The sequence below is a fragment of the Salinispira pacifica genome, assembly GCF_000507245.1.
GTDB lineage: Bacteria > Spirochaetota > Spirochaetia > DSM-27196 > Salinispiraceae > Salinispira > Salinispira pacifica.
In genome coordinates this window covers 2,107,770-2,127,837 of the sequence record NC_023035.1, presented here as the reverse complement: position 1 = coordinate 2,127,837, position 20,068 = coordinate 2,107,770, and the positions used below count along the sequence as shown (strand labels likewise).

The 20,068-nt window shown below is 52.9% G+C and carries 18 protein-coding genes; 2 read left to right on the top strand and 16 right to left on the bottom strand.

Annotated elements, in window-relative coordinates; translation table 11 throughout:
* Positions 1–8 precede the first annotated feature (8 nt).
* Positions 9–746 carry an HAD family hydrolase gene (locus L21SP2_RS09405; protein WP_053335655.1) on the top strand — a complete coding sequence of 246 codons (738 nt, stop codon included), beginning with the start codon at positions 9–11 and terminating at the stop codon, positions 744–746.
* Positions 747–785: 39 nt separating this feature from the next.
* Positions 786–1,721: an HhH-GPD family protein gene (locus tag L21SP2_RS09400; RefSeq protein WP_024268268.1), complete on the top strand. Its 936-nt coding sequence runs from the start codon at positions 786–788 to the stop codon at positions 1,719–1,721.
* 71 nt (positions 1,722–1,792) lie between these two features.
* Here L21SP2_RS09400 and L21SP2_RS09395 read toward each other — a convergent pair whose 3' ends face one another.
* The 16 genes from L21SP2_RS09395 to hydG form a co-directional block, all read right to left on the bottom strand.
* The gene (locus L21SP2_RS09395; RefSeq protein WP_024268267.1) at positions 1,793–2,791 is read right to left on the bottom strand and encodes a 3-oxoacyl-ACP synthase III family protein; all 999 of its coding nucleotides are present in this window, start codon (positions 2,789–2,791) and stop codon (positions 1,793–1,795) included.
* Positions 2,788–3,906, bottom strand: a complete 1,119-nt coding sequence (locus tag L21SP2_RS09390; protein ID WP_024268266.1) for a TetR/AcrR family transcriptional regulator — start codon at positions 3,904–3,906, stop codon at positions 2,788–2,790. Before L21SP2_RS09390 ends, L21SP2_RS09395 begins: the two co-directional genes overlap by 4 nt.
* Before the next feature lie 31 nt (positions 3,907–3,937).
* Positions 3,938–4,732 (bottom strand): alpha/beta fold hydrolase, encoded by a 795-nt coding sequence (locus L21SP2_RS09385; RefSeq protein WP_024268265.1) that lies wholly within the window; start codon positions 4,730–4,732, stop codon positions 3,938–3,940.
* Between the two features lie 73 nt (positions 4,733–4,805).
* A complete protein-coding gene (locus L21SP2_RS09380) occupies positions 4,806–6,011 on the bottom strand; it encodes an acetyl-CoA C-acetyltransferase (protein WP_024268264.1) in 1,206 nt (401 codons plus the stop codon).
* A gap of 72 nt (positions 6,012–6,083) precedes the next feature.
* A complete protein-coding gene (locus tag L21SP2_RS09375; protein WP_024268263.1) occupies positions 6,084–7,403 on the bottom strand; it encodes an acetyl-CoA hydrolase/transferase family protein in 1,320 nt (439 codons plus the stop codon).
* Between the two features lie 69 nt (positions 7,404–7,472).
* Positions 7,473–8,210: a beta-ketoacyl-ACP reductase gene (locus L21SP2_RS09370; protein WP_024268262.1), complete on the bottom strand. Its 738-nt coding sequence runs from the start codon at positions 8,208–8,210 to the stop codon at positions 7,473–7,475.
* Between the two features lie 73 nt (positions 8,211–8,283).
* Complete coding sequence (locus L21SP2_RS09365; protein WP_024268261.1) at positions 8,284–9,309, bottom strand: 3-oxoacyl-ACP synthase; 1,026 nt, start codon at positions 9,307–9,309, stop codon at positions 8,284–8,286.
* Positions 9,310–9,318: 9 nt separating this feature from the next.
* Positions 9,319–10,020 (bottom strand): ABC transporter ATP-binding protein, encoded by a 702-nt coding sequence (locus L21SP2_RS09360; RefSeq protein WP_024268260.1) that lies wholly within the window; start codon positions 10,018–10,020, stop codon positions 9,319–9,321.
* A complete protein-coding gene (locus tag L21SP2_RS09355) occupies positions 10,020–10,739 on the bottom strand; it encodes an ABC transporter ATP-binding protein (RefSeq protein WP_024268259.1) in 720 nt (239 codons plus the stop codon). The genes L21SP2_RS09360 and L21SP2_RS09355 overlap by 1 nt, the downstream gene beginning before the upstream one ends.
* Positions 10,736–11,755: a branched-chain amino acid ABC transporter permease gene (locus L21SP2_RS09350; protein ID WP_024268258.1), complete on the bottom strand. Its 1,020-nt coding sequence runs from the start codon at positions 11,753–11,755 to the stop codon at positions 10,736–10,738. Before L21SP2_RS09350 ends, L21SP2_RS09355 begins: the two co-directional genes overlap by 4 nt.
* Complete coding sequence (locus L21SP2_RS09345) at positions 11,752–12,675, bottom strand: branched-chain amino acid ABC transporter permease (protein ID WP_024268257.1); 924 nt, start codon at positions 12,673–12,675, stop codon at positions 11,752–11,754. The genes L21SP2_RS09350 and L21SP2_RS09345 overlap by 4 nt, the downstream gene beginning before the upstream one ends.
* An 89-nt stretch (positions 12,676–12,764) precedes the next feature.
* Entirely contained in the window at positions 12,765–13,982 is a 1,218-nt protein-coding gene (locus tag L21SP2_RS09340; RefSeq protein ID WP_024268256.1) for an ABC transporter substrate-binding protein, read from the bottom strand.
* A gap of 145 nt (positions 13,983–14,127) precedes the next feature.
* Positions 14,128–15,375, bottom strand: coding sequence for a [FeFe] hydrogenase H-cluster maturation GTPase HydF (hydF, locus tag L21SP2_RS09335; protein ID WP_024268255.1), 1,248 nt, complete (start codon positions 15,373–15,375; stop codon positions 14,128–14,130).
* On the bottom strand, positions 15,368–17,185 hold the full coding sequence (locus L21SP2_RS09330; RefSeq protein WP_024268254.1) for a TM1266 family iron-only hydrogenase system putative regulator: 1,818 nt from the start codon (positions 17,183–17,185) through the stop codon (positions 15,368–15,370). Before L21SP2_RS09330 ends, hydF begins: the two co-directional genes overlap by 8 nt.
* Positions 17,148–18,272 (bottom strand): [FeFe] hydrogenase H-cluster radical SAM maturase HydE, encoded by a 1,125-nt coding sequence (hydE, locus tag L21SP2_RS09325; RefSeq protein ID WP_053335652.1) that lies wholly within the window; start codon positions 18,270–18,272, stop codon positions 17,148–17,150. Before hydE ends, L21SP2_RS09330 begins: the two co-directional genes overlap by 38 nt.
* Positions 18,269–19,786 carry a [FeFe] hydrogenase H-cluster radical SAM maturase HydG gene (gene hydG, locus L21SP2_RS09320; protein ID WP_024268252.1) on the bottom strand — a complete coding sequence of 506 codons (1,518 nt, stop codon included), beginning with the start codon at positions 19,784–19,786 and terminating at the stop codon, positions 18,269–18,271. Before hydG ends, hydE begins: the two co-directional genes overlap by 4 nt.
* Positions 19,787–20,068 lie beyond the last annotated feature (282 nt).

Sequence of the window (20,068 nt, the reverse complement as noted above, 5' to 3'; positions counted from 1 at the left end):
AAGTGGAGATGCACATCGTTTCCGAAAATCTGAAAAACCGAAAAACGTCCGCCGAACCGATTCAGGCGGTACTGTTCGATATGGACGGCACCCTTGTGGATTCCGAACCCCTGTGGCATGAAGCGGACAAGAGCTGGCTGAGGAGAAAGGGAATCGAACTCACCCCGGATGAATGGGTCCATATTGTGGGGAAGGGCGGTGCGGCCTTTGTGCGGGAGCTCATGGCCCACAAGGGGCTTCGAGGGAGCTTCCAGGATCTGCTGGAAGAGAAAAACCGGGAGTTTCTGAAAATCGCCGCCACAGAATCCAGAGCGTACCCTGAAATGGTTGCCTTCGCCCGGGAAATGAAACGCCGCGGTCTGCCCAGGGCCATCGCTTCCGCATCCAGTCCGGCAATTATCGATACCACCCTGGAGTGCATCGGTGAAACCGGACTCTTTGATCTGCGCTGTTCCGGCGATTCAGTTTCGGAAAGCAAGCCTCATCCCATGCTGTTTCAGCATACCGCATCCCTGCTGGGCGTACCCGCAGAAAACTGCCTGGTTATTGAGGACAGTCAGTACGGGGTGGAGGCGGGACTGCGGGCCGGGATGACTGTAGTGGGTGTGCCCCACCACATCCCCGGGGAGTTGGAGCAGCTGTTTTCAGGCGCTCATGTGCTGTTTCCCGGAGGAATGAAAGATTTCTCGGCCCGGCTTCTTTTGGAGCAGCTTGAAGAGGCGGGACTGCTGCAGGCCGCTGGATAATTTCTCCGGATGCACCGGACAACCATGGAATAACCGACAATGGAATTACAAAATAGCGAGATCCAGGATTTTCAAAACCGTATTCTGGAACTTTACCATGAGCAGGGCAGGCAAATGCCCTGGCGTGAGGATACTTCCCCCTACAGCATCTTTCTCTCAGAACTGATGCTTCAGCAGACCCAGGTAGCCAGGGTCAAAGAGTACTATGAAAAATTCCTCAAGCTGTACCCGGATTTCCGGTCTCTTGCGGAGGCGCCGTTGCCGGAACTGCTGTCCAACTGGAAGGGGCTGGGCTACAACCGACGGGCCAAGTTCATGCGGGAGGCCGCACGAATGCTGTGCCGGGATTATGCCGGCCGCCTTCCCGCCGATCCCGACGAGTTAAGGAAGCTGCCGGGAATCGGGCCCAACACCGCAGGTTCCATCAGCGCCTTTGCCTTTAACCTTCCTGTTGTGTTTATTGAGACCAATATCCGCAGGGTGATGATTCATGAGTTTTTTCAGGAACAGGATGGCGGGGCCGCCGGCCCTCCGGGGAACACATATGGTTTAAAGGAACCAGCCTCCGGTTTTGCAGAATCACACCCCGGTTCGGATAACAAGGTTCATGACCGGGAAATTATGCCCGTAATTGAGCAAACCCTGTTCAGGGAGAATCCCAGGGTTTGGTACTGGGCTCTCATGGACTTCGGGGTGGAGCTGAAGAGAAAGCAGGGCAATGCCAACCGGAGAAGTGCCCACTACACCCGACAGAGCCCCTTTGAAGGTTCTCTGCGTCAGCTGCGCTCGGGAATACTCCACTTCCTGAACGAAAACGGTCCGACCCTTCAGGAAGGCATAATATCCCACGTTTCTACACATCTTGGCACATACGGACACGGCAGGGAAAGAATAGAGTCCAGTCTCCGGGAACTTGAACGGGAAGGTTTTATTATTTGTGAAGACCATGACGGCGGCTACCGGATCGCCGATTAGCCGCCCTCACAAAAATCCTTCGGTTGGACTATTGTTCAGCTGATGAATGCTGATCAGTAGATACATGCAGGTCAGTAGATAAATGCGGAGGACGCAACCGCCAGACCTGCGCCTGAAGCCACTGCAAGGACTCTGTCCCCTCTCTTGATCCGCCCTTCTTTCACTGCTTCATGAAAGGCCATGGGAATGCATGCACTGCCGGTGTAGCCGTAGCGGTCCATTACCGTGGTGGTTTTGCTCAGGTCCTGACCCAGAATTTCCATTACCTGGTGGATTACCGAACGGTTGATCTGGGTAAACAGGAAATGATCTATGTCGTTTCGTTCCAGGGAAACTTTCTTCAGGAGAGCATCCACCACCTCAGGCCAAAGCTTCACGTTCCTGTCGCCGGGAAGACGCTGGAGCAGCTGGAGGCCGTATTCTCCGGAATCCAGCCGCTCTTTGGTCACCGGCTGCCGGGTGCCTCCGGAATATACCCCCACATAATTCCACTGGGTTCCGTCGGAGAGTAGCTTCCCTCCAAGGTAGCGGTCATCGGTTTCACCGGTATTCTCCAGAATAAAGGCAGCGGCGCCGTCGGCAAAAATGGAATATCCGAATACGTCCTTTTCCCGAACAAAAGCAGGCATATTATACAGGCCGATAACACAGGCATAACGGATTTCCGGGTCGGCTTTCAGCAATGCGCTGGCGTTGTTGAATGCAGCGACAAAACTTGAACAGCTTGCATTTACATCGTAGGTGCCGGTATAGCGCTGTCCGCCCTGGATCCGTCCCTGAACAATCATGCTGGTTGCAGGGGAGATGTATTCCGGGGTGTCGCTGGCCACAATAAACAGACCGATCTCTTCGGGGTCTATCCCGGATTCTTTGATTGCTTCCCGGGCGGCCTTCTCGGCGAAATCCGCCGAGGTTTCATCCATACCCCTCAAATGTGCTATGTGTCTCTGACGGATGCCCAGCTTTTCTTCGGTGCGTGATGCATCAAATTCTATGTGTGCCAGTTTCATAAGTTCGTTATTGTCAATTGCTTCGCCCGGCGCGTACAGTCCGGTGGATACTATTTTCATGAGTCGACTCCTTTGCATAAAAGATTTGAAAGTTCGGAAATAAAACCGGGGATATTAATAATTCGTTTATTGAGAAGGGCTTCGATGCCCACATAATGGGAAAGTCCCATGAGGAAATTTGCAGCTATACGACGCTGCTCGCTGGGAAAAAGGGTCAGATTCTGCATATACCCTTCCTCGAAGGCGTTATAGTATTCCCTCACCCATGGTTTGCCCACAAATTCCGCTTCCCGTACAATGCTGTAATATTCTGTATGAACATTGAAAAAGGAAAGGAAGTGCCAGACACCGTAGATCTCCTGCTCCAGACGGTTTCCATGGGTCATTGCCTGACGGCTCAGATAATGTCTGGTCTGCTTGCCGATCTGGTCAATAATAATAGAGAAGAACTGTTCCTTGCTGTCGAAATAGGTGTAGAAGGTTCCAACTGCAAGACCTGATACCCTGACGATGTCCGCCACACCGATATCGTGATATCCTCTGCTGCCGATCAGTTTCATTCCGGTCTGGATAAGGCGTTCCCTGCTGTCTTCCGGATACGAATCTTCCACCTCCGCAAACTTTTCCGGAATCTCGATACTGGGTTTGTGTTCGGCAAGGTCGGAGAATATTCCATTCAGTATGAATTTCCGGATGAGATCCGGATCCCGGGGTACACCGTCATAGAGAGCCCGGGTTGAGCAGAAACGCAGACCCGATATAATGTACAGGTACTCGGCCTCGCTCACATCCCTCTCATACACCAGTTTGCAGCACTGCATATAAATGCTCCGCAGTTGTTCCTCATACTCAGGAAAGCGGTATTGGCCCTCTCTGAACACGGTAACCTGCTTACTGTGCTCTTCACCGGCCCGGTAAATGGTTGCGATGAGATTCTCAAGGCGTAATTCAATGGTATCGCCCCGCACATCCAGAAGCTCATCTCTGAACTGTGCCAGGAATTCATCCAGCAGGTCCTTCACCAGGGCTGCTTTATTGGGATAATAGCGGTAAAAAACACCATTTGAGACAGCTGCCTGTCTGCAAATTTCAGCTATGGAGACCGTTTCAAACCATTGGTTGGAGAACAGGTTTAATGCAGCGTCCCGTAATTTTATTTTGGTGTTTTTTGCCATTCGTTTACCTCGTGATGCAGCGTTGGACGGGTCAGATCTGTAAATAGCCCGCTACAATGTTCCAGAATTTATCCGGTAATTCAACCATAGGACTGTGGCCGCATCCGTAAATTTTATCAAGGGTGGCGGAGAATGCTTTTGCAGTTTCTTCGGCTTTCTGATCGTCGATAAGAACATCATGTTCGCCGTATAACACATGCACCGGCCCTTTGTATTGTGAAGCAGCATCCCGATAATCCGCCTTTGCCAACGTGTCGGCGTGACCGGTAAAACTTTCGGGTTTCATGGCTGCTGCATCATCCACAAGTTTCTGAAACAGGGTTTCGTCCTTCAACGTGGGGACTACCGCCCTCAGTGCCTGGGCCAGCAGATCCCGGTTTGTTTTATACTGCTCGATCACCGGATAATGTTCCCCGGGGGTGACAAGCCCGCCAACCGGCGAAGAATCCACCAGGAAAAGTCTGTCCACCCTTTCAGGGTGGGCGGTGGCAAAATCCATTGCCACCGCCCCGCCGAAACTGTGTCCCAGAAGAATAAAGGAATCACAGTCAAAATAATCGGCAATAAAACCAAGCCACCGTGAATAGTCGGGAACGCTCCATTCTTCTATATGGCCGGATTCACCGAAGTTGGGCAGATCCGGAGCCAGGGTAAGGCCGGGATATTTTCCCAGCACTTTTTCAAACCAGCGTCCGCTCCCGGTATTTCCGTGAATAAGTATCAGGGGGGGTAGGGGGTTCTTCACAGAGGAGCCGCTGATGCGTACCCGAATTGGTGTTCCCAGTATGGTAATGGTTCTGGATTTCAGCAAAGCTTGGTTTTCCATGTTGATATTCTCCTGTCCTGGTCCGGGTATCCCTCGGTACGGCACTCGCATGTGAGCAATACCCGGACGGTAATTACAGCATCTTTACAATGAGGGCAGTTGCCATTCCCCCGCCGATACACAGCGAGGCAAGACCGTATTTCAGCCCCCGTTTTTTCATTTCATGAAGGAGAGTGACGGTAATCCGGTTTCCGCTTGCCCCAAGGGGATGTCCAAGGGCGATGGCGCCGCCGTTTACATTGGTTCGCTCTTTGAGCCATTCCATGCTCACTTCATGATCGGCGCTGAGCTCCTTCAGTACGCCCAGGCTCTGGGCTGCAAAGGCCTCATTCAGCTCGATGAGCTCCATTTCTTTCAGAGACATTCCTGCTTTTTCCAGCACCTTTGTGACAGCCGGCGCAGGGGCGAGCCCCATAATGGAGGGATCAAGGGCAGCCTGGCTTGTGGCAATGAGCTGAGCCATGGGTTTCAGCCCGTATTTCTTCACTGCGGATTCGGAAGCCAGTAAAACAGCCGAACCTCCGTCATTCAACCCGGAGGCATTTCCTGCGGTAACCGTACCCTCTTTTTCGAAGGCGGGCTTCAGACCCGCAAGACTTTCCACGGTGGTTTCGGTTCTGATGTGCTCATCGGTGTCCACCGTTACGGTTTTCCGCCGGTCTTTCACTTCAACCGGAACAATTTCATCCTTGAAACGCCCCGAATCCCGTGCTTCCCCGGCACGACGCTGACTTTCCGCGGCAAATGCATCCTGTTCTTCTCTGCTGATGGAATGTTTCCGGACGATATTTTCTGCGGTAACACCCATGTGGTAGTTATTAAAGACATCGGTGAGTCCGTCTTGGATCAGGCTGTCCTCTACCTGCATGGCACCCAGCTTGTTTCCCCAGCGGGCGGAAGAGGGTACGGTGAAGGGAGCCATGCTCATGTTCTCCATTCCGGCCGCAACCGCAAGGCCGTGTTCTCCCAGTCTGATATTATCCGCAGCGAGCATTATGGTTTTCATGCCGCTGCCGCAGAGGATATTCACCGTGTAGGCGGGTACATGATCCGGCACCCCGGCATAGATTGAAGCCTGCCGTCCAGGTCCCATCCCCTGACCGTTGGTGAGAACATTTCCCACAATCACTTCTCCAAGATCTCCTGCAGGAACCCCCGCATCCTTGATCACCTCACGTATGGCCTCAGCCGCCAGCTGAGTGGCCGGAGTTTTTTTAAAGCTGCCGCCGAAGGTGCCGATTGCGGTACGCTTGGCGGCGACAATATATACGTTTTCCATAGTTTTCTCCTAAATAAGCGGCAGCGGACAGGTAGCCGTCGTGCCGCATACATCAGTATTAATATATCAGTATTACAAGTATCCCAGCTTTGCAGCTTCCTTCTCCAGCTCTTCCCGGAAGTCGGGGTGAGCAATTGAAATGAGAAGCTCCGCCCGTTCACTTGATGTGCGGCCCTGCAGATGGACTGCGCCGAACTCTGTGGCCACCCAGTCCAGGTCCTGTCTTGGAACCGTAACTGCAGATCCCGCAGGAAGCATGGGGACGATGGTGGAAATGGTTCCCTTTTTCGCAGTGGAGCGGAGGGCGATAAACCCCTTTCCACCTTTCGACTTCTGAGCGCCCCGGTGGGTGTCCAGCTGTCCTCCGGTTCCCGAATACTGTACCGGGCCCAGACTCTCGGAACACACCTGACCGGTCAGGTCTATTGTGATAGCAGTATTAATGCTGATCATTTTTTCGTTCTGTGCGATCACGTAGGGATCGTTAACATAGCTGCCCCTGAGTTCAAGCACAGAGGGGTTATTGTCGAGCCATTCATACATCCGTTTGGAACCCAGAGCAAAGGTGAATACGAATTTACCCGGCCAGAGGGTCTTTTTCCCGTTGGTCACCGCACCGCTTTCAAACAGATCGATCATGCTTTCGGTAAACATTTCGGTGTGAATCCCCAGATCTTTCTTATGCTCCAGCAAAGATGCCACTGCGTTGGGAATTCCACCGATACCGATCTGAAGGGTGCTTCCGTCCTCAATCAGGTCTGCAATGTGCTTTGCAATCTCCTTCTCGGTTTCTCCCGGTTCCAGAACAGGAATTGTGGGGATCTCAGACTCAAACTCCACCAGCATATCAGCCTGGGAGATATGAACCTGGGTGTCACCGTGGATCCAGGGTACCTGTGGATTAACCTCAAATATCACCATATCTGCTGCATCTATGACTTCGGCCTCATAGACATTGGATACACCCAGATTGAAAAATCCGCTATTCTCCTGCATGGGAGTTACAGGCCCCCAGTACACGATGGTAGCCCCTTCCTCTTTCAGAGCCGCCAATTTATTGGTTCCCGCCTGATGCAGGTTGTTGGGGATGAAGTCTACCAATTTGTATCCCAACTTTGCTGCTTTCCGGTTGGAGGGGCCGAAAAACCAGTTTTCATTCATGAAAGTTCCCTCGTACCGGGGATCTTCACAGAAATCGTATGAATTCATATTCAGACAGGACAGCACTCTGAGGTGTTCAAAATGGTCCGAGAATTTGTGAATTTGGGACATGAATCCCTGACTTTCCATGGAAGCCATGCCCATAATAATGGCTGCGTTTTTCGGGAGTGCACGAACTGCATCTTCCATGCTTCGCAGTTTTTGTTGGTATGCCTGTTTCCATTCAGCCATAGTATACCTTCCTCGTAGCTTCAGCGCCGGGCCGAAGCCCGGGCTGAAATTGTTGTTGTTGGCCGGGGCTCAGAGGGTAAGTCCGCCGTTCACGCTGAGCACCTGTCCGGTAATGAAGGAGGATGCATCGCTTGCCAGAAAGAGGGCCGCATTGGCAATATCTTCCGGTTCGCCCATCCTTCCAAGAGTGGTTTTCCCCACCATGGCGTCCAGCACTTTCTGGGGCATTTTTTCAGTCATGGGAGTACGGATGAATCCCGGAGCAATGGCGTTGGACCGTACCTGTGCGCCTTTCCGGGCAAATTCTTTGGCCCAGGTTTTTGCCATGGAGATAACTCCGCCTTTGGTTGCCGCATAATTGGACTGTCCTACATTGCCCACTTCGCCCACAATGCTCGCCATGTTGATAATAGAGCCGCTGCCCTGATTCATCATTCTGGGACCGATCTCCCGGGTAAGATTAAACACGCCGGTGAGATTTACACTGATAACCGCATTCCAGTCATCATCAGACATTTTCTGGATCAGATTATCCCGGGTAATTCCGGCATTGTTTACCAGAACATCGATCCGGCCCTCCGCCTCCCAGATCTTCTCCACAACGGTTTTTACCGCATCGGATTTGGTTACATCTGCACTCTCGCTTTTCACATTGGGGAGGGCCTTTGTCACCTCATCAAAGCCGTCAAAAGCCATATCCAGGGCGTAGACCGCTTTTGCGCCTGCTTCCGCCATGGTTTCCACAATTTTCCGTCCGATTCCCCGGGCTCCCCCGGTGATAATGCATACCTTTCCATCAAGGTTCATGTGATACTCCTTACGTATTATGTTTTCTCTATTCCGCACCCGCGGCGGATTTCCGCTCCGGGTGCTTTGTATTTTATGTGTTGTTCCCGGTATCTGTTCCCCAGCGAACGGTTGCCGCCGCCCAGACAAATCCGATTCCTGCTCCCACCATCACAATATTGTCTCCATCCGTAATCTTTCCGGCTTTCAGCCCTTCCAGGATGGAGATGATCTGATCATTCTGTCCCACATGGCCGTAGTCGCTGAGATAGGTGGTCTGATTTTCTGTAATTCCCAGTTCTTCCAGCACCGCATTGTGGGTACTCCGTTTGAAGTGGAGAATGGCAAGGTAGTCGATGTCCTTGTCGCTCATGTCCCCTTTTGCCAGACTTTCCCTGATAACCTGATAGAAATTGGGAAGGGTGCGTTCGCCGAGTTTCTTCTTGAAACTGTCAACATCGTCTATGACAAAGTGCATGTTGTGAGTATCTTCCGGCCGGGGAGGCCAGTTTTTGCTGCCTCCGGTTTTCACCACACAGTCGGTGGAGAAACTTCCGTCGCCCCGGAAGGCAGTCCCGATAATGCTGTTCTTTCCGCAGTTGCGGCCCAGAACCATGGCGGCCCCTCCCGCGCCGATATCGAACATGAAGGAAGTCTCCTTCACCGAGTAATCCACCATATCGCCGTTTCGGTAGCCGCTTACAAGGAGAACGGTTTTATAGCCTTCGTTGGCTATCATCAGGCTTCGGGCCACTTCCATGCCTGCCATCATGGAACCGCACATGGCCTCCATGTCGAAGCTCCAGGCATTGTCTGCACCGATTTCCCGGGCCACATGAAGTCCCGCGAGCCAGTTCAAATAATCCTTGTGCTGACCGCCGTTCCAGATCACCACATCTATATCACCGGCATCGATTCCTGCCATTTTTATGGCTTCTCTGGCAGCCTGAACGCCCATAAAGCTTGTTGTGTCTCCGGGACCGGGAACCGGTTTCCTGTCCACCCCGAATTTTTCCCGGATAACGTTTTCCGGAATTCCGGATTTTTCCGCAATATCGCCGGCATCCATGTGTTTTTCCGGTGTATATGTTCCCAGTCCCAAAATTCCGATCTGAGCCATGTTTATCTCCTACAGTCCAAGGTACGCTTTTTCAACTTCCGGATTGCTGGCCAGTTCATCGGCATTTCCGCTGAGTACGATCCGTCCGTTTTCGATGATGTATCCTTTGTCCACAACACGGAGGCTTTCCCGGACGTTCTGCTCGGTGATCAGTACCCCCACACGTTCCTTCATCTCTTTGAGAATATTGAACAGCTCATGGACTATTGACGGCTGGAGCCCCAGGCTGGGTTCATCCAGAATGAGCAGCTTCGGCCGTGCCATCAGAGCCCGTCCAACCGCAAGCATTCTCTGCTGTCCTCCGCTGAGCGTACCAGCCAGCTGACCATGCCGTTCCCTGAGAATGGGGAAGATGGCGTACACTTCCTCCAGGGTCTGAGGGATATCGTCCCTACCCAGAGGAGTGTTTTCAGCCCCGATTACCAGATTTTCGTATACGCTGAGCCAGGGAAAAAGCTCCCGCTCCTGGGGAACTACGGATATTCCCAGGCGAACCCGTTCATGGGTGGGGCGTGTGGTCACATCCTTGAAATCGAACACGATTTTTCCCGACTGGAGGGGCACCAGACCCAGAATAGTATTGATCAGGGTGGTCTTTCCCGCACCGTTGGGGCCGAACAGCCCCACTGAGCCTCTGCCAACATCCAGGCTGAGACCGTGAAGCACCTGAATTTTTCCGTAGGCTGCTTTTGCATTTTTTATACTTAACATCAGACTGCTCCTCCCAGGTATGCGGTTTTTACCCGCTCATTCCGGCTCACCTCGGTATACGGACCGTCTGCAATGAGCTGTCCGTTATCCAGAACGATCACCCGGTTGGTAAGGGAGGTGATAACCCCCATTACATGCTCAACCACGCCTACTGCAAGATTCTGCCGTTCAGCGATATGCTTGATCAGCCGGATGGCTTCCTTGGTCTCCGTGGAGTTAAGACCTGCCATCACCTCATCCAGAAACAGAATTTTCGGATTGCAGGCCAGAGCCTTGGCAATCTCCATCTTCTTGGTTTCAAGAATATTCAGATTGCTGGTCTGCCGGTTCAGTCTGTCCAGCCCAAGGTCCAGGCACAACCGTGCAGCGGCATTCCTTGCATCGTGGGTGTTCATTTTTGAAGCAAAGAGGTACCCGGTCATCACATTTTCCAGAAGGGTCAGGTTTCTCAAAGGGTTGATCAGCTGGAAGGTTCTGCTGATACCCATGGCCGCCCGGTCGTGAGCGGGCTTACCGGTGATATCTTCCCCGTCCAGATACACGGTTCCCCGGGTGGGGTTGTGAATACCGGCAATAAGATTGATAAAGGTGGTTTTGCCGGCACCGTTGGGGCCGATGATGCCCAGGATTTCCCCGCTTTTCAGGCTCAGGTTCACCGAGTCCACGGCCACAAGTCCCCCGAAGGAGATGGTGAGGTTTTCAGTTCGCAGTTCACTCATGCAGGTTCTCCTTTGGTCTCAGACAGTTCCAGTTCTTCCTTGCTGGGGTAGTTGCTGGTGTTTTTGAACAGCTTCGCTTTGAAAATTCCCACTACTCCCTGGGGCATAAAGAGCAGAACCAGAATAATGATGATTCCGTATACCACCAGATGGCCGTAGGGGATGTAGAGCTTCAGAAACTCGCCCATCACACCCAGGATTACCGCACCCACAACCGGACCCCAGGTGGAGTACATGCCGCCGAACAGGGCAATAGCAAGGGGTATGAGGGTGTAGTTGGCATTGAAGTTGGATTCCGGACTGACAAAACCGAACAGATGGGCATAACCGCCCCCTGCAAGGGCCTGGATTGCCGACACAACCGCAAATATAAACAGAAGATTCTTGTAGATATTTATCCCGTTGGATTTTGCCACCACTTCATTGTCATGAATGGCAGTGAGGGCATAGTGAATTTTGCTCCGTCTCATATATTCACTCAATGCGATTACCAGCACTGCCATCACAACCATGAATCCGTATTGAAGATAGGAGTTCCCGGCGAAAAGCACCTGTGGAACCAGTTTTCCGTTGGGTCCTCCGGTCACCGGCGTCCAGTTGTGCATGATAATCCGGAAAATTTCCGCAAGCGCCAGTGTGGTAATTGCAAAGTACATGCCCCGGAGGCGCAGAATGATCAGGCCCAAACCGTAGGCCACAACCCCTGACAGCAGTGCACCGAGAATGATGGCTGCAATACCGGGAATATTATAGTTTGCTGCAAGCACGGTGGCGGCGTATCCTCCCAGACCGAAAAATCCGGCTATACCGAAGGAAAGCTGTCCCGAACGTACAAGCATGTCCCAGCTTACCGCCAGAATCATGTAGGTGATTACCGACCGACCGATAATCCGGGCATAGGGCCCGGCGAACATGGGCGCCAGCAGAAGAATTGCCCCCACCACCATGAAGATGATTTCCAGATTTCTGTTGTATGCGTTATCTTTTTGCAAGGCTTTCAGATCTGCGCTGCTCATGATGCCCTCCTGAAACTCCGTACCAGAATAACGACCACGATCAGTACGAAGAAAATCATCGGTGCCCAGGGCGCACCGTGGGGAACCGCCATTATGGAACTCTCGGCAATACCCAGGAGCAGGCTGGCCGCCGCCACCATGGGAAGATTTCCGATTCCCGCCATGGCAACAAGGCAGAACGATTTCATGGTATAGCTGCCTCCCACTGCGGGGAAAATCGAGAACTTCGTAAGAAAGAAGCCGCCGAAAATACCTATGAGCATGGATGCTATTCCGAAAATCAGGGCGTATGTGAGTTGAACATTAATTCCCACAATCTGTGCACCGTTGGGATTCTGTCCCACCGCAAGGGCGGCTTTTCCCAGCTTGGTGCGTTTCAGAAACAGCAGCAGCACAATCAGGAATATGATTGCAACCACCGGAAAAACGAAGTCATAAATTCCAAAGCTGATGTCACCCAGAGTTGCGCTGGCACTTACATAGTCCAGGCTCAGTTTTCTGGGCTGGCTTGTGGCAATGAGATTCACTGTCTGGCTGAGAACCATTGCCACCCCGAAGGTGAGGATCAGCTGATTAAGTTCGGGTGCTTTTAAGGTATGTTGAATTGTTGTGCGGAAAATCATCAATCCGAAAAGGAACATGATAATTCCCGTGGGGATTGCCGAAAGCAGGGGATCCAGACCGAAGGTTCGTGCAAGATAGTAGCTCAGATATGCCGCAACCATCATCATCTCGCCGTGGGCCAGGTTAACGATATGTACAATCCCTAAAATCAGTGCCATGGGTATCGCGATGGCCGCGTATATCCCCGCACGCTGTATCCCGTAGATCAGGGCTGTGGGCTTCAGAACGATGAGCATAATCACGAACAGGGCTCCCGCTGAAAATCCAGCTATCCTGACAATTTTAGATGTACTCATAAAGTTACTCCAAAATACGATCGAACAGATTCAGTTCTTTAGCTGTGGATGAAACCCGGGCGGGTGTACGCCGCCCGGGATACAAGGTGTTAGCGCTCGCTCCAGGGTGTAAATGGATACACCGGCTCGGATGTGGCAAATTCGAAGGGCCAAATTACTTCCTGGCGTCCGTTCTGCCATTGCAGAATCTTCTGCTGGCGTATTCCCTGATTGCTGATAATGTTGGAAGGGCTGAAAGTGATGGTTTCACCCAGGGCACTTTCGTACTGGGTTTTCTGCAATTCGGCGATTACCGCTTCCTTGTCCAGAGTGCCCGCCCGCTCAACTGCTTCAGCAATAATATGGATGGCTGAGTAGCTCAGGGGAGCAAAATACGTAGCGGGTTCGCTGTCGTATTTGCTCATATAGCCGTCATAGAAGGTTTTGCTCACATCGCTCACTTCGTTCAGGCTGGGGGCCCACATGCCGTAAAGGGTAACGTTTTCCGCAAGATTGGATTCGCCGAAGGATGCAGGCCATCCCGGAGGTGCACCCACATAGAGGGGAGGTGCAAAATCGATAGCCTTGGACTGCTCCATGAGGGGCAGGGCGTCGGCATCGTATCCGGCCCAGATGAATACATCGGGATCATAGGCTTTTGCCCGTTCCAGAACCGCGGTGTAGTCTCCGCCGCCCACTGCAGCAGACTGGAAGGCTTCACCGTCTATTTCCATATCGGAAAACAGAGCCTGGGTTGCAGAATATGATGCGCTTCCGAATGCACCTTCTTCATAAGCCAGAAACCAGCGGTCAATGGAGATTTCCGGATATTCCTGTGCGATGGCGTTCCAGCCTTCCACATAGGATGCGCCCTGGTTGTAGTCCCAGGGATGGAGGTGGAAATACCAGTCCTGGTTTTCACCCACCGCTTCTTCAGCCAGGTGACTGGCGGCACCGGTCCACATGGTGATTTTCTGGTAGGTCTTCATGACAGGGATCTGGCCAAGATGTACTCCGCTGGACATACCTCCCACAAAGAAATCAACCTGGTCGATGGTTGCCAGGCGTTCAACCGCAGCCGCACCCTTTTCAGGGCTGAGCTCACTGTCGATTACCACCAGCTCAACCGGACGTCCCAGAAGACCGCCCTGTTCGTTGATCTCATCAATGGCGATCCGGGCCGCTTTGCTTCCCTGATCTCCGGTGATGTCTCCCAGAGGCCAGATGCCTCCGAATTTGATAGGATCTCCTTCCGATGAACCTTCGGCAAAAACTGCACCTGCCAAAAGCATCAGAATGAGAGCCGCGTGCAAGAACTTGTGATTCATACTCTCCTCCTGTGAAAACTGAATCGGTTCTCATTTTATTTGATTTTCACCCCGGGAAGCGGATCTGTCAACAAAAAAATGAGAGATGATTCAGGTTTCACTGATCAAACGCGTTTTATTGGAGAAAACATTGGGTTATGGTGAGTTACGCCCCGTCACCGGACATTGTGAAGGGACGGAGAACCCGTTCAAGCACATGATGAAGCTTGCTGATTGCGATTCCGTAATTGGTAATGGGCACCCGGGAGTGGGCGGCCAGTCCCATGCGCTGAAGCATCCGTTTCCGGGTAATCATGCAGCCCCCGCAGTGAATAATCAGCCGGTAATTATCCAGATCAGTCGGAAACTCTCCTCCAAGAGTTCTGATATCCAGGTCTTTACCGCTGTACTGTCTCAGCCAGCGGGGGATCTTGACCCTGCCGATATCGTCGCACATGGTTTTATGGGTGCATGTTTCAGCAATGAGAATTCTGTCACCGTCCTGCAGATCGTCAATCACATCTGATGCATCTACAAATGTCTTCAGATCCCCTTTCAGCCTGCTGAACAGTATGGAAAAGGTGGTTAAAGGGATATCCTCGGGTATGGATCCTGCAGCCTTCAACACCGCCTGACTGTCGGTGACGGCAAGATCAGGTTTCTGTCTCAAAAGTGAGAGGGCCCAGTCAATCTCCCGCTCCTTCACCGTGAGGGTTGCCCCGTCCGCATCCAGTACTTCCCGTATGGCCTGAACCTGGGGGAGGATGAGCCGTCCTTTGGGAGCTTCCAGGTCGATGGGAACAACCATCATTACCAGCTGGTATTCCCGGACCATATCCTGCAGGAGACTGCGCTCCTGTTTTTTCGCCTTTTCCAATTCAGCGATGAGCTGCCGGCTCAAGGCTTCAAGACCCGCCCCGGTTGTTCCGCTGATATGGTGGGGGGTGATATTTGCTGCGAGACCCTCAGCGTCACCCTGCCGGGCTTCAAACTGTTTCATGAATTCATTCACCATGGCGGATTCTTCGGGAAGATCCCGGTGAGTAAATACCAGCTGGAGGTTATGCACCGATTTTGCGCATTCGTTTATCAGCTTCACAGTTGAACGGTTCCACGCATCCGGACGGGTGAGGAAAATCAGCTGATCTCCCGAGGCAATAAGCCGACGGGCCCGTTCAATCCGCTGCTGGCCCAGTTCTCCCTCATCATCCAGGCCCGGAGTGTCCACCAGGGTTACCGGCCCGAAAGGAAGCAGCTCCATATTTATATATACCGGATCGGTGGTAGTTCCCCGGCTGGAAGATGTAATGGACACATCCTTTCCTGTGAACCTGTTGAGAAACGTGGATTTTCCTGAATTCACCGTGCCGCAGACAATAATGTGGGGCCGAAGACCCCGTGGAGTTTTAGTCATCGTTAAGCTCCTGCTGATGCTGCAAATGTTCATGCTGATGTTGATCTTGATGTTCGGGAGACGCTTCCCCGGGTGAGCCGGGGTGCTGAAAGCTGTATTCACGGTCAATGTACCGGAAAAGCCGGGCGGACTTGCGGGTTCTTATTGTCTCGTACAGCGTTTCATCGTATCCCAGTCCGGTAAGCGCCCGGGATCCGAAAAGCCTGTGCTGCTCATCCTCAGTGAGAATATTCCATGATTTTATCAGTTCAGGGGGCGTGCAGCTGTGTGTTTGGCAGATCTGAAGAAGACGCTCAAGATGGGTGTAGCCTATAACCGGCAGCAGGATCAGATTGTATGCTCCGCTTCCCTTGAGATTTTCTTCAATTTTTTCCCGTCGCGGGGTGATCATTCCAATGTATTCATGAAGAGAGGGAATAAAATTGATGCAAAGCATCTGGCTTTCCCAGCTGCTGTAAGCAATCATGGGCCAGAAGGCATTGAGCTGCAGCTCCCCTGAAGCCGATAGCCGGGATATCAGCTGGTGATTGCTTCTGAGCTTCTCACAGATCTGCATTCCCGCTTCCGGTATTACAGGGTTGATCTTTCCTGCCATTATGCTGCTTCCCCGGATGAGCCGGGGAATTTCAAGTTCGCCCATTCCTCCTTCAGGTCCGCTTGCCAGAAGCCTCACATCCGAGCATATCTTCTCAAGATTCACCGCCAGCACATTCAGGGATGATAAGGCTTCCACAACCGAGTCGTAATTGGCAGTTGCATCCATTAGATCATCGGCTCTGCTCACAGGAAGTCCGCTGATTTCCCTCAAAACGGATGCCGCCTTGAGCACATAGCTGCGGGGAGCTCCGGCACCGGTACCAACTGCGGTCCCTCCCATGTTAATCTCCTTGAGCCGCTCCCGGGCTTTAAAAGTTCGCCAGCGGTCTCTTGCAACAGCCTGAGCCCAGGAAGCAAACAATCCCCCAAGACTAACCGCCTGAGCGTCCCGGAGCTGGGTTCGTCCGGTCATGAGTACCTCGCTGTACGCTTCCTCTTTTTCCTGAAGAAGCATCTGAAAATCCCCCAGGTTGGTTTCCAGCTTCATGAAATTGCGCATAAGCATCAGCTTCAATGCGGTGGGCAGAACATCGTTGGTTGACTGATGTAGATTAACAACCTGGTACGGGTCCAGTCCGTTGTCCAGGGCTATGGCTTCATTGAGATTCATATGGAACGAGGTCCCCGCTCCCCCCTGGTAGGGATCCAGAGGGAACAGGCTGTTCAATTCCCCGTTTTCCATACTGCGGATACGGGATATTCGGCTCTGGATTGTGTCCAGCTGGTTCTGAGACAGGTAGCCGAGCCTTGCGTTGCACAGGGCCGCAGCCAGTTTTACCTCGAGTCCGGCTTCAATCAGTTCCCTGGGCATGGAATATGGCGAGAAGCGGTAGGTGAGGGAGGCTGCGGCGGTTTCGCTCTCCGCAGGGAATGGATGGGAATTACTGAGCATCTCGTTTCTCCGGGGGGTGCTCTCGGCAGCTGCCTCGGGAGTCCGTGCAAGTCCCGACTTGACGGTGACGCCGGGGATTTTCCCCAGCTGTCCGGTGAGGCTTCCAAGCCGGTCGGTGTCAGAGCGGATGATCAGGGTGATGACGGAGACTCGGTCATCATCCAGATGGGGCAGACCCAGCCGTCCCAGAAGAATATCAGAATGACGGGAAATAACTTCCTGTATCCTGCCTCCTGCTTCCTGCCGGGAGACAATAATTCCCACAAAGCCGTACCTGAGCTGTTCAAACTGTTTCTCGTTCTGCATCCCATGCTCCTTCATGTTCATCTCCTGTGTGTGTATGTCTGTCTGCAAAAAAATGCAGGGGGTCTCCCCAGCTGTTGAAAGCTATGCTTCTCCCCGTGCTTCCCACCCGGCTGATAAGACAGTTTGCACAGTCCTCGGGACTGTCATCCAGGCAGGGTTTACCGTCATAAAGCTGATACTGTTTCCTCACTTCACCGGGGGTGATTACGGGCATAAGTACGTTTGCCCCGAAATTCAGACCCATCTCTCTTCCCATGGGGTGGAGGGCTTGAAGGGCGGTTGTGGATGCAATATTCACATCGGGAATGGCCAGACGGACGGCTGCTATCATTTTCAGACTCAGCTCCAGCCGGGTTTCAGCCGCGGGATAGTTTCCAAAAGCGCCCAGAGGGGTACCCGAATGGGGAATAAAGGGGCCCATACCGATCATATCCACATTCTCCCGGTAAAAGAATTCTACATCATCCGCAAGATCCTCAATGCTTTGTCCGGGAAGACCGATCATAACCCCGGTTCCGGTCTGAAATCCAATCTTTTTCAGATTTCGCAGGCAGTCGATTCTCCCCTGCAGACTGTCTCCCCGGGGATGGATTCTGCGGTACATGGCCGGGTTGCTGCTCTCGATTCTCAGCAGATAGCGGTGTGCGCCGGCCTCGAACAGCCGCCGGTAAGAGGCCTCGGTCTGTTCGCCGATGCAGAGGGTAATACCCAGCCCCCGGGGAAGCAGGCTGCTTGCGGTTCTCTTTTTAATTTTTCGGATAATGCTCGCCGCAAAATCGACCGCAGCTTCTGAAGCCGATTCACCGCTTTGAAGCGTCAGAGATCCGTACCCCTTCCCGGCTGCGAAATCCGCCGCATTGAGTATCTCTTCCTCAGCCAGGGTGTAGCGTTGAATATCCCCGGCGGAACGGCGTATACCGCAGTAAAGACAGTCCCGGGAGCATATGTTTGAGTATTCGATCAGCCCCCGGTAATACACCCGGCTGCCCAGCTGTTCTTCCAGACACAGACCCGCCCGCCTGGACAGATCCTGCATCTCATCGGGACGGCTGATAGAGAGAATTTCGAGAATTTCCTTCCGGGAAAGCATCGAGCAGCTCATAGGTATAAATCTCTTTTGCCCCGGCAGGTGCTATCATACATGGGACGGAATTTCCCCTGATATTTGGGCAGATCCCGGTTGATTCCTGCCAGTTCCCTGGCTATCAGAGCTTCTCCCCTGACCTTGATTTCCGGGGATGCGAAGTCATCAAGCCATTCCCGGAACGTAATGACGGCGTTCATTCTGCAGAAATCCCCCTCATGACATTCCCTGAGCAGTTTCATGATCCGCTCTCCGGTACGGCCGATCCGGTAGCCGGCGGTGCAGAAGCTGGTAATGCATCCCATATCCGCAAGGTCGCCGATAAGCTCCTCAAGGCTGCGGGTATCACCCAGCATAAACTGCTGACTGGAAATCTCCTGACCGTCGGTCTCCCTGCTGTAGGCACCCAGCCCGATACGGGTCGAGGCATCCATCTGGGTAACTCCAAGTTTTACCGCTTTATCCCGGATATGAGCAGGCTCTCTGGCGGTGATAATCAACCCCGTATAGGGTACTGCCAGCCGCAGAATGGTGATGATTTTGAGGAAATCCTCATCGGAAACCCGGTATTTCATGTCGTTCAGGAATGGAGCATTGTCCGCCTGCTCAAGCCGGGGAAAACTGATGGTATGGGGGCCGATGCCGTTGTAGCGCCGTTCAAGATCCCGTGCATGATGCACCAGACCCATCACCTCGAAACGCCAGTCATACAGTCCGAACAATGCGCCGATTCCCACATCGTCAATGCCTGCGTCCATGGCCCGGTGCATGCTGAAAAGCCGCCACAGATAATTGCCTTTTAATGTTCCCGGCGGATGAGCCTGTGAGTAGGTTCCGGGATGATAGCTTTCCTGAAATACCTGATAGGTCCCCACACCCACGTTCTTCAGCCGTCGGAGTTTTTCCACACTCATGGGTGCTGCATTCACGTTCACCCTGCGTATGCTCCCGTGCCCCTTGCGGGTTTTCGCCCGTACCTGATAAATCTGGTTGATGCTCTTTTCCATAAAATCGATATCCGAGTCGGGATGTTCGCCGTACACCACAATCAGCCGTTTATGGCCGAATTTCCCAGCAAGAGCTTCGGTCTCCCGCCGGATCTCCTCCATGGAGAGTCTGCTCCGTTTCATGCCGCCGTTGTCCTGACGGAAACCGCAATAGAGACATGAGTTCACGCAGTGATTTGACAGATAAAGAGGGGCGAAAGTGACAATTCGCGAGTCGTATACTTTCTGTTTCACCCGGGCTGCGGTGTCGGCCATCTCCCGGAGAAGTTGCCGGTCCTTCACATTCAGCAGGACGGCGGTTTCCTCGGGGCTGAGACTTTGTATTTCAAGACTTTTCTTCAGAATATCCCGCACCCGTTCCGGGGTGGGATTGCTTCCCGAGGCGATTTCCCTCCAGATGCGTTCTTCATTGATAAACGGTTTGCCCTGTTCCAGGTAGGGATCAATTTCGTCCTGCCGAACAACCTGATCTATCCAGGTTCGGATTCTACCCCCGCCGGATTCGCTGCGATTCTGATCTGCCATATGTCCTCCCTGTTCAGGAGATGCAGATATACCGGGAATATGGAAGCGGGCAATTCTGAACCGTGCAGCCGTGAGGCTGGAGGCCCGGAGCCGCGGGGCACTGAGCCGCTCGAGTGTGAGCCGGGCAGGCAGGTGTAGTGGTATCTCATCGTGCAGTCTCCCTTACTTTAGACCTTACAATTTGTGGTTTATGCCGTACTGGCATGATCACCTCGGACCTCCCAATGGGCAGCCCTCAGTGGGTACGGTTACAGTGTAGGGGAGTTTTCAGACTTTGGCTAC

What these genes read in the sequence shown, in the direction of transcription:
- L21SP2_RS09405 (WP_053335655.1), top strand. Translation starts at nt 9, where the DNA reads ATGCACATCGTTTCCGAAAATCTGAAAAACCGAAAAACGTCCGCCGAA.
- L21SP2_RS09400 (WP_024268268.1), top strand. Translation starts at nt 786, where the DNA reads ATGGAATTACAAAATAGCGAGATCCAGGATTTTCAAAACCGTATTCTG.
- L21SP2_RS09395 (WP_024268267.1), bottom strand. Translation starts at nt 2,791, where the DNA reads ATGAAAATAGTATCCACCGGACTGTACGCGCCGGGCGAAGCAATTGAC.
- L21SP2_RS09390 (WP_024268266.1), bottom strand. Translation starts at nt 3,906, where the DNA reads ATGGCAAAAAACACCAAAATAAAATTACGGGACGCTGCATTAAACCTG.
- L21SP2_RS09385 (WP_024268265.1), bottom strand. Translation starts at nt 4,732, where the DNA reads ATGGAAAACCAAGCTTTGCTGAAATCCAGAACCATTACCATACTGGGA.
- L21SP2_RS09380 (WP_024268264.1), bottom strand. Translation starts at nt 6,011, where the DNA reads ATGGAAAACGTATATATTGTCGCCGCCAAGCGTACCGCAATCGGCACC.
- L21SP2_RS09375 (WP_024268263.1), bottom strand. Translation starts at nt 7,403, where the DNA reads ATGGCTGAATGGAAACAGGCATACCAACAAAAACTGCGAAGCATGGAA.
- L21SP2_RS09370 (WP_024268262.1), bottom strand. Translation starts at nt 8,210, where the DNA reads ATGAACCTTGATGGAAAGGTATGCATTATCACCGGGGGAGCCCGGGGA.
- L21SP2_RS09365 (WP_024268261.1), bottom strand. Translation starts at nt 9,309, where the DNA reads ATGGCTCAGATCGGAATTTTGGGACTGGGAACATATACACCGGAAAAA.
- L21SP2_RS09360 (WP_024268260.1), bottom strand. Translation starts at nt 10,020, where the DNA reads ATGTTAAGTATAAAAAATGCAAAAGCAGCCTACGGAAAAATTCAGGTG.
- L21SP2_RS09355 (WP_024268259.1), bottom strand. Translation starts at nt 10,739, where the DNA reads ATGAGTGAACTGCGAACTGAAAACCTCACCATCTCCTTCGGGGGACTT.
- L21SP2_RS09350 (WP_024268258.1), bottom strand. Translation starts at nt 11,755, where the DNA reads ATGAGCAGCGCAGATCTGAAAGCCTTGCAAAAAGATAACGCATACAAC.
- L21SP2_RS09345 (WP_024268257.1), bottom strand. Translation starts at nt 12,675, where the DNA reads ATGAGTACATCTAAAATTGTCAGGATAGCTGGATTTTCAGCGGGAGCC.
- L21SP2_RS09340 (WP_024268256.1), bottom strand. Translation starts at nt 13,982, where the DNA reads ATGAATCACAAGTTCTTGCACGCGGCTCTCATTCTGATGCTTTTGGCA.
- hydF (WP_024268255.1), bottom strand. Translation starts at nt 15,375, where the DNA reads ATGACTAAAACTCCACGGGGTCTTCGGCCCCACATTATTGTCTGCGGC.
- L21SP2_RS09330 (WP_024268254.1), bottom strand. Translation starts at nt 17,185, where the DNA reads ATGAAGGAGCATGGGATGCAGAACGAGAAACAGTTTGAACAGCTCAGG.
- hydE (WP_053335652.1), bottom strand. Translation starts at nt 18,272, where the DNA reads ATGAGCTGCTCGATGCTTTCCCGGAAGGAAATTCTCGAAATTCTCTCT.
- hydG (WP_024268252.1), bottom strand. Translation starts at nt 19,786, where the DNA reads ATGGCAGATCAGAATCGCAGCGAATCCGGCGGGGGTAGAATCCGAACC.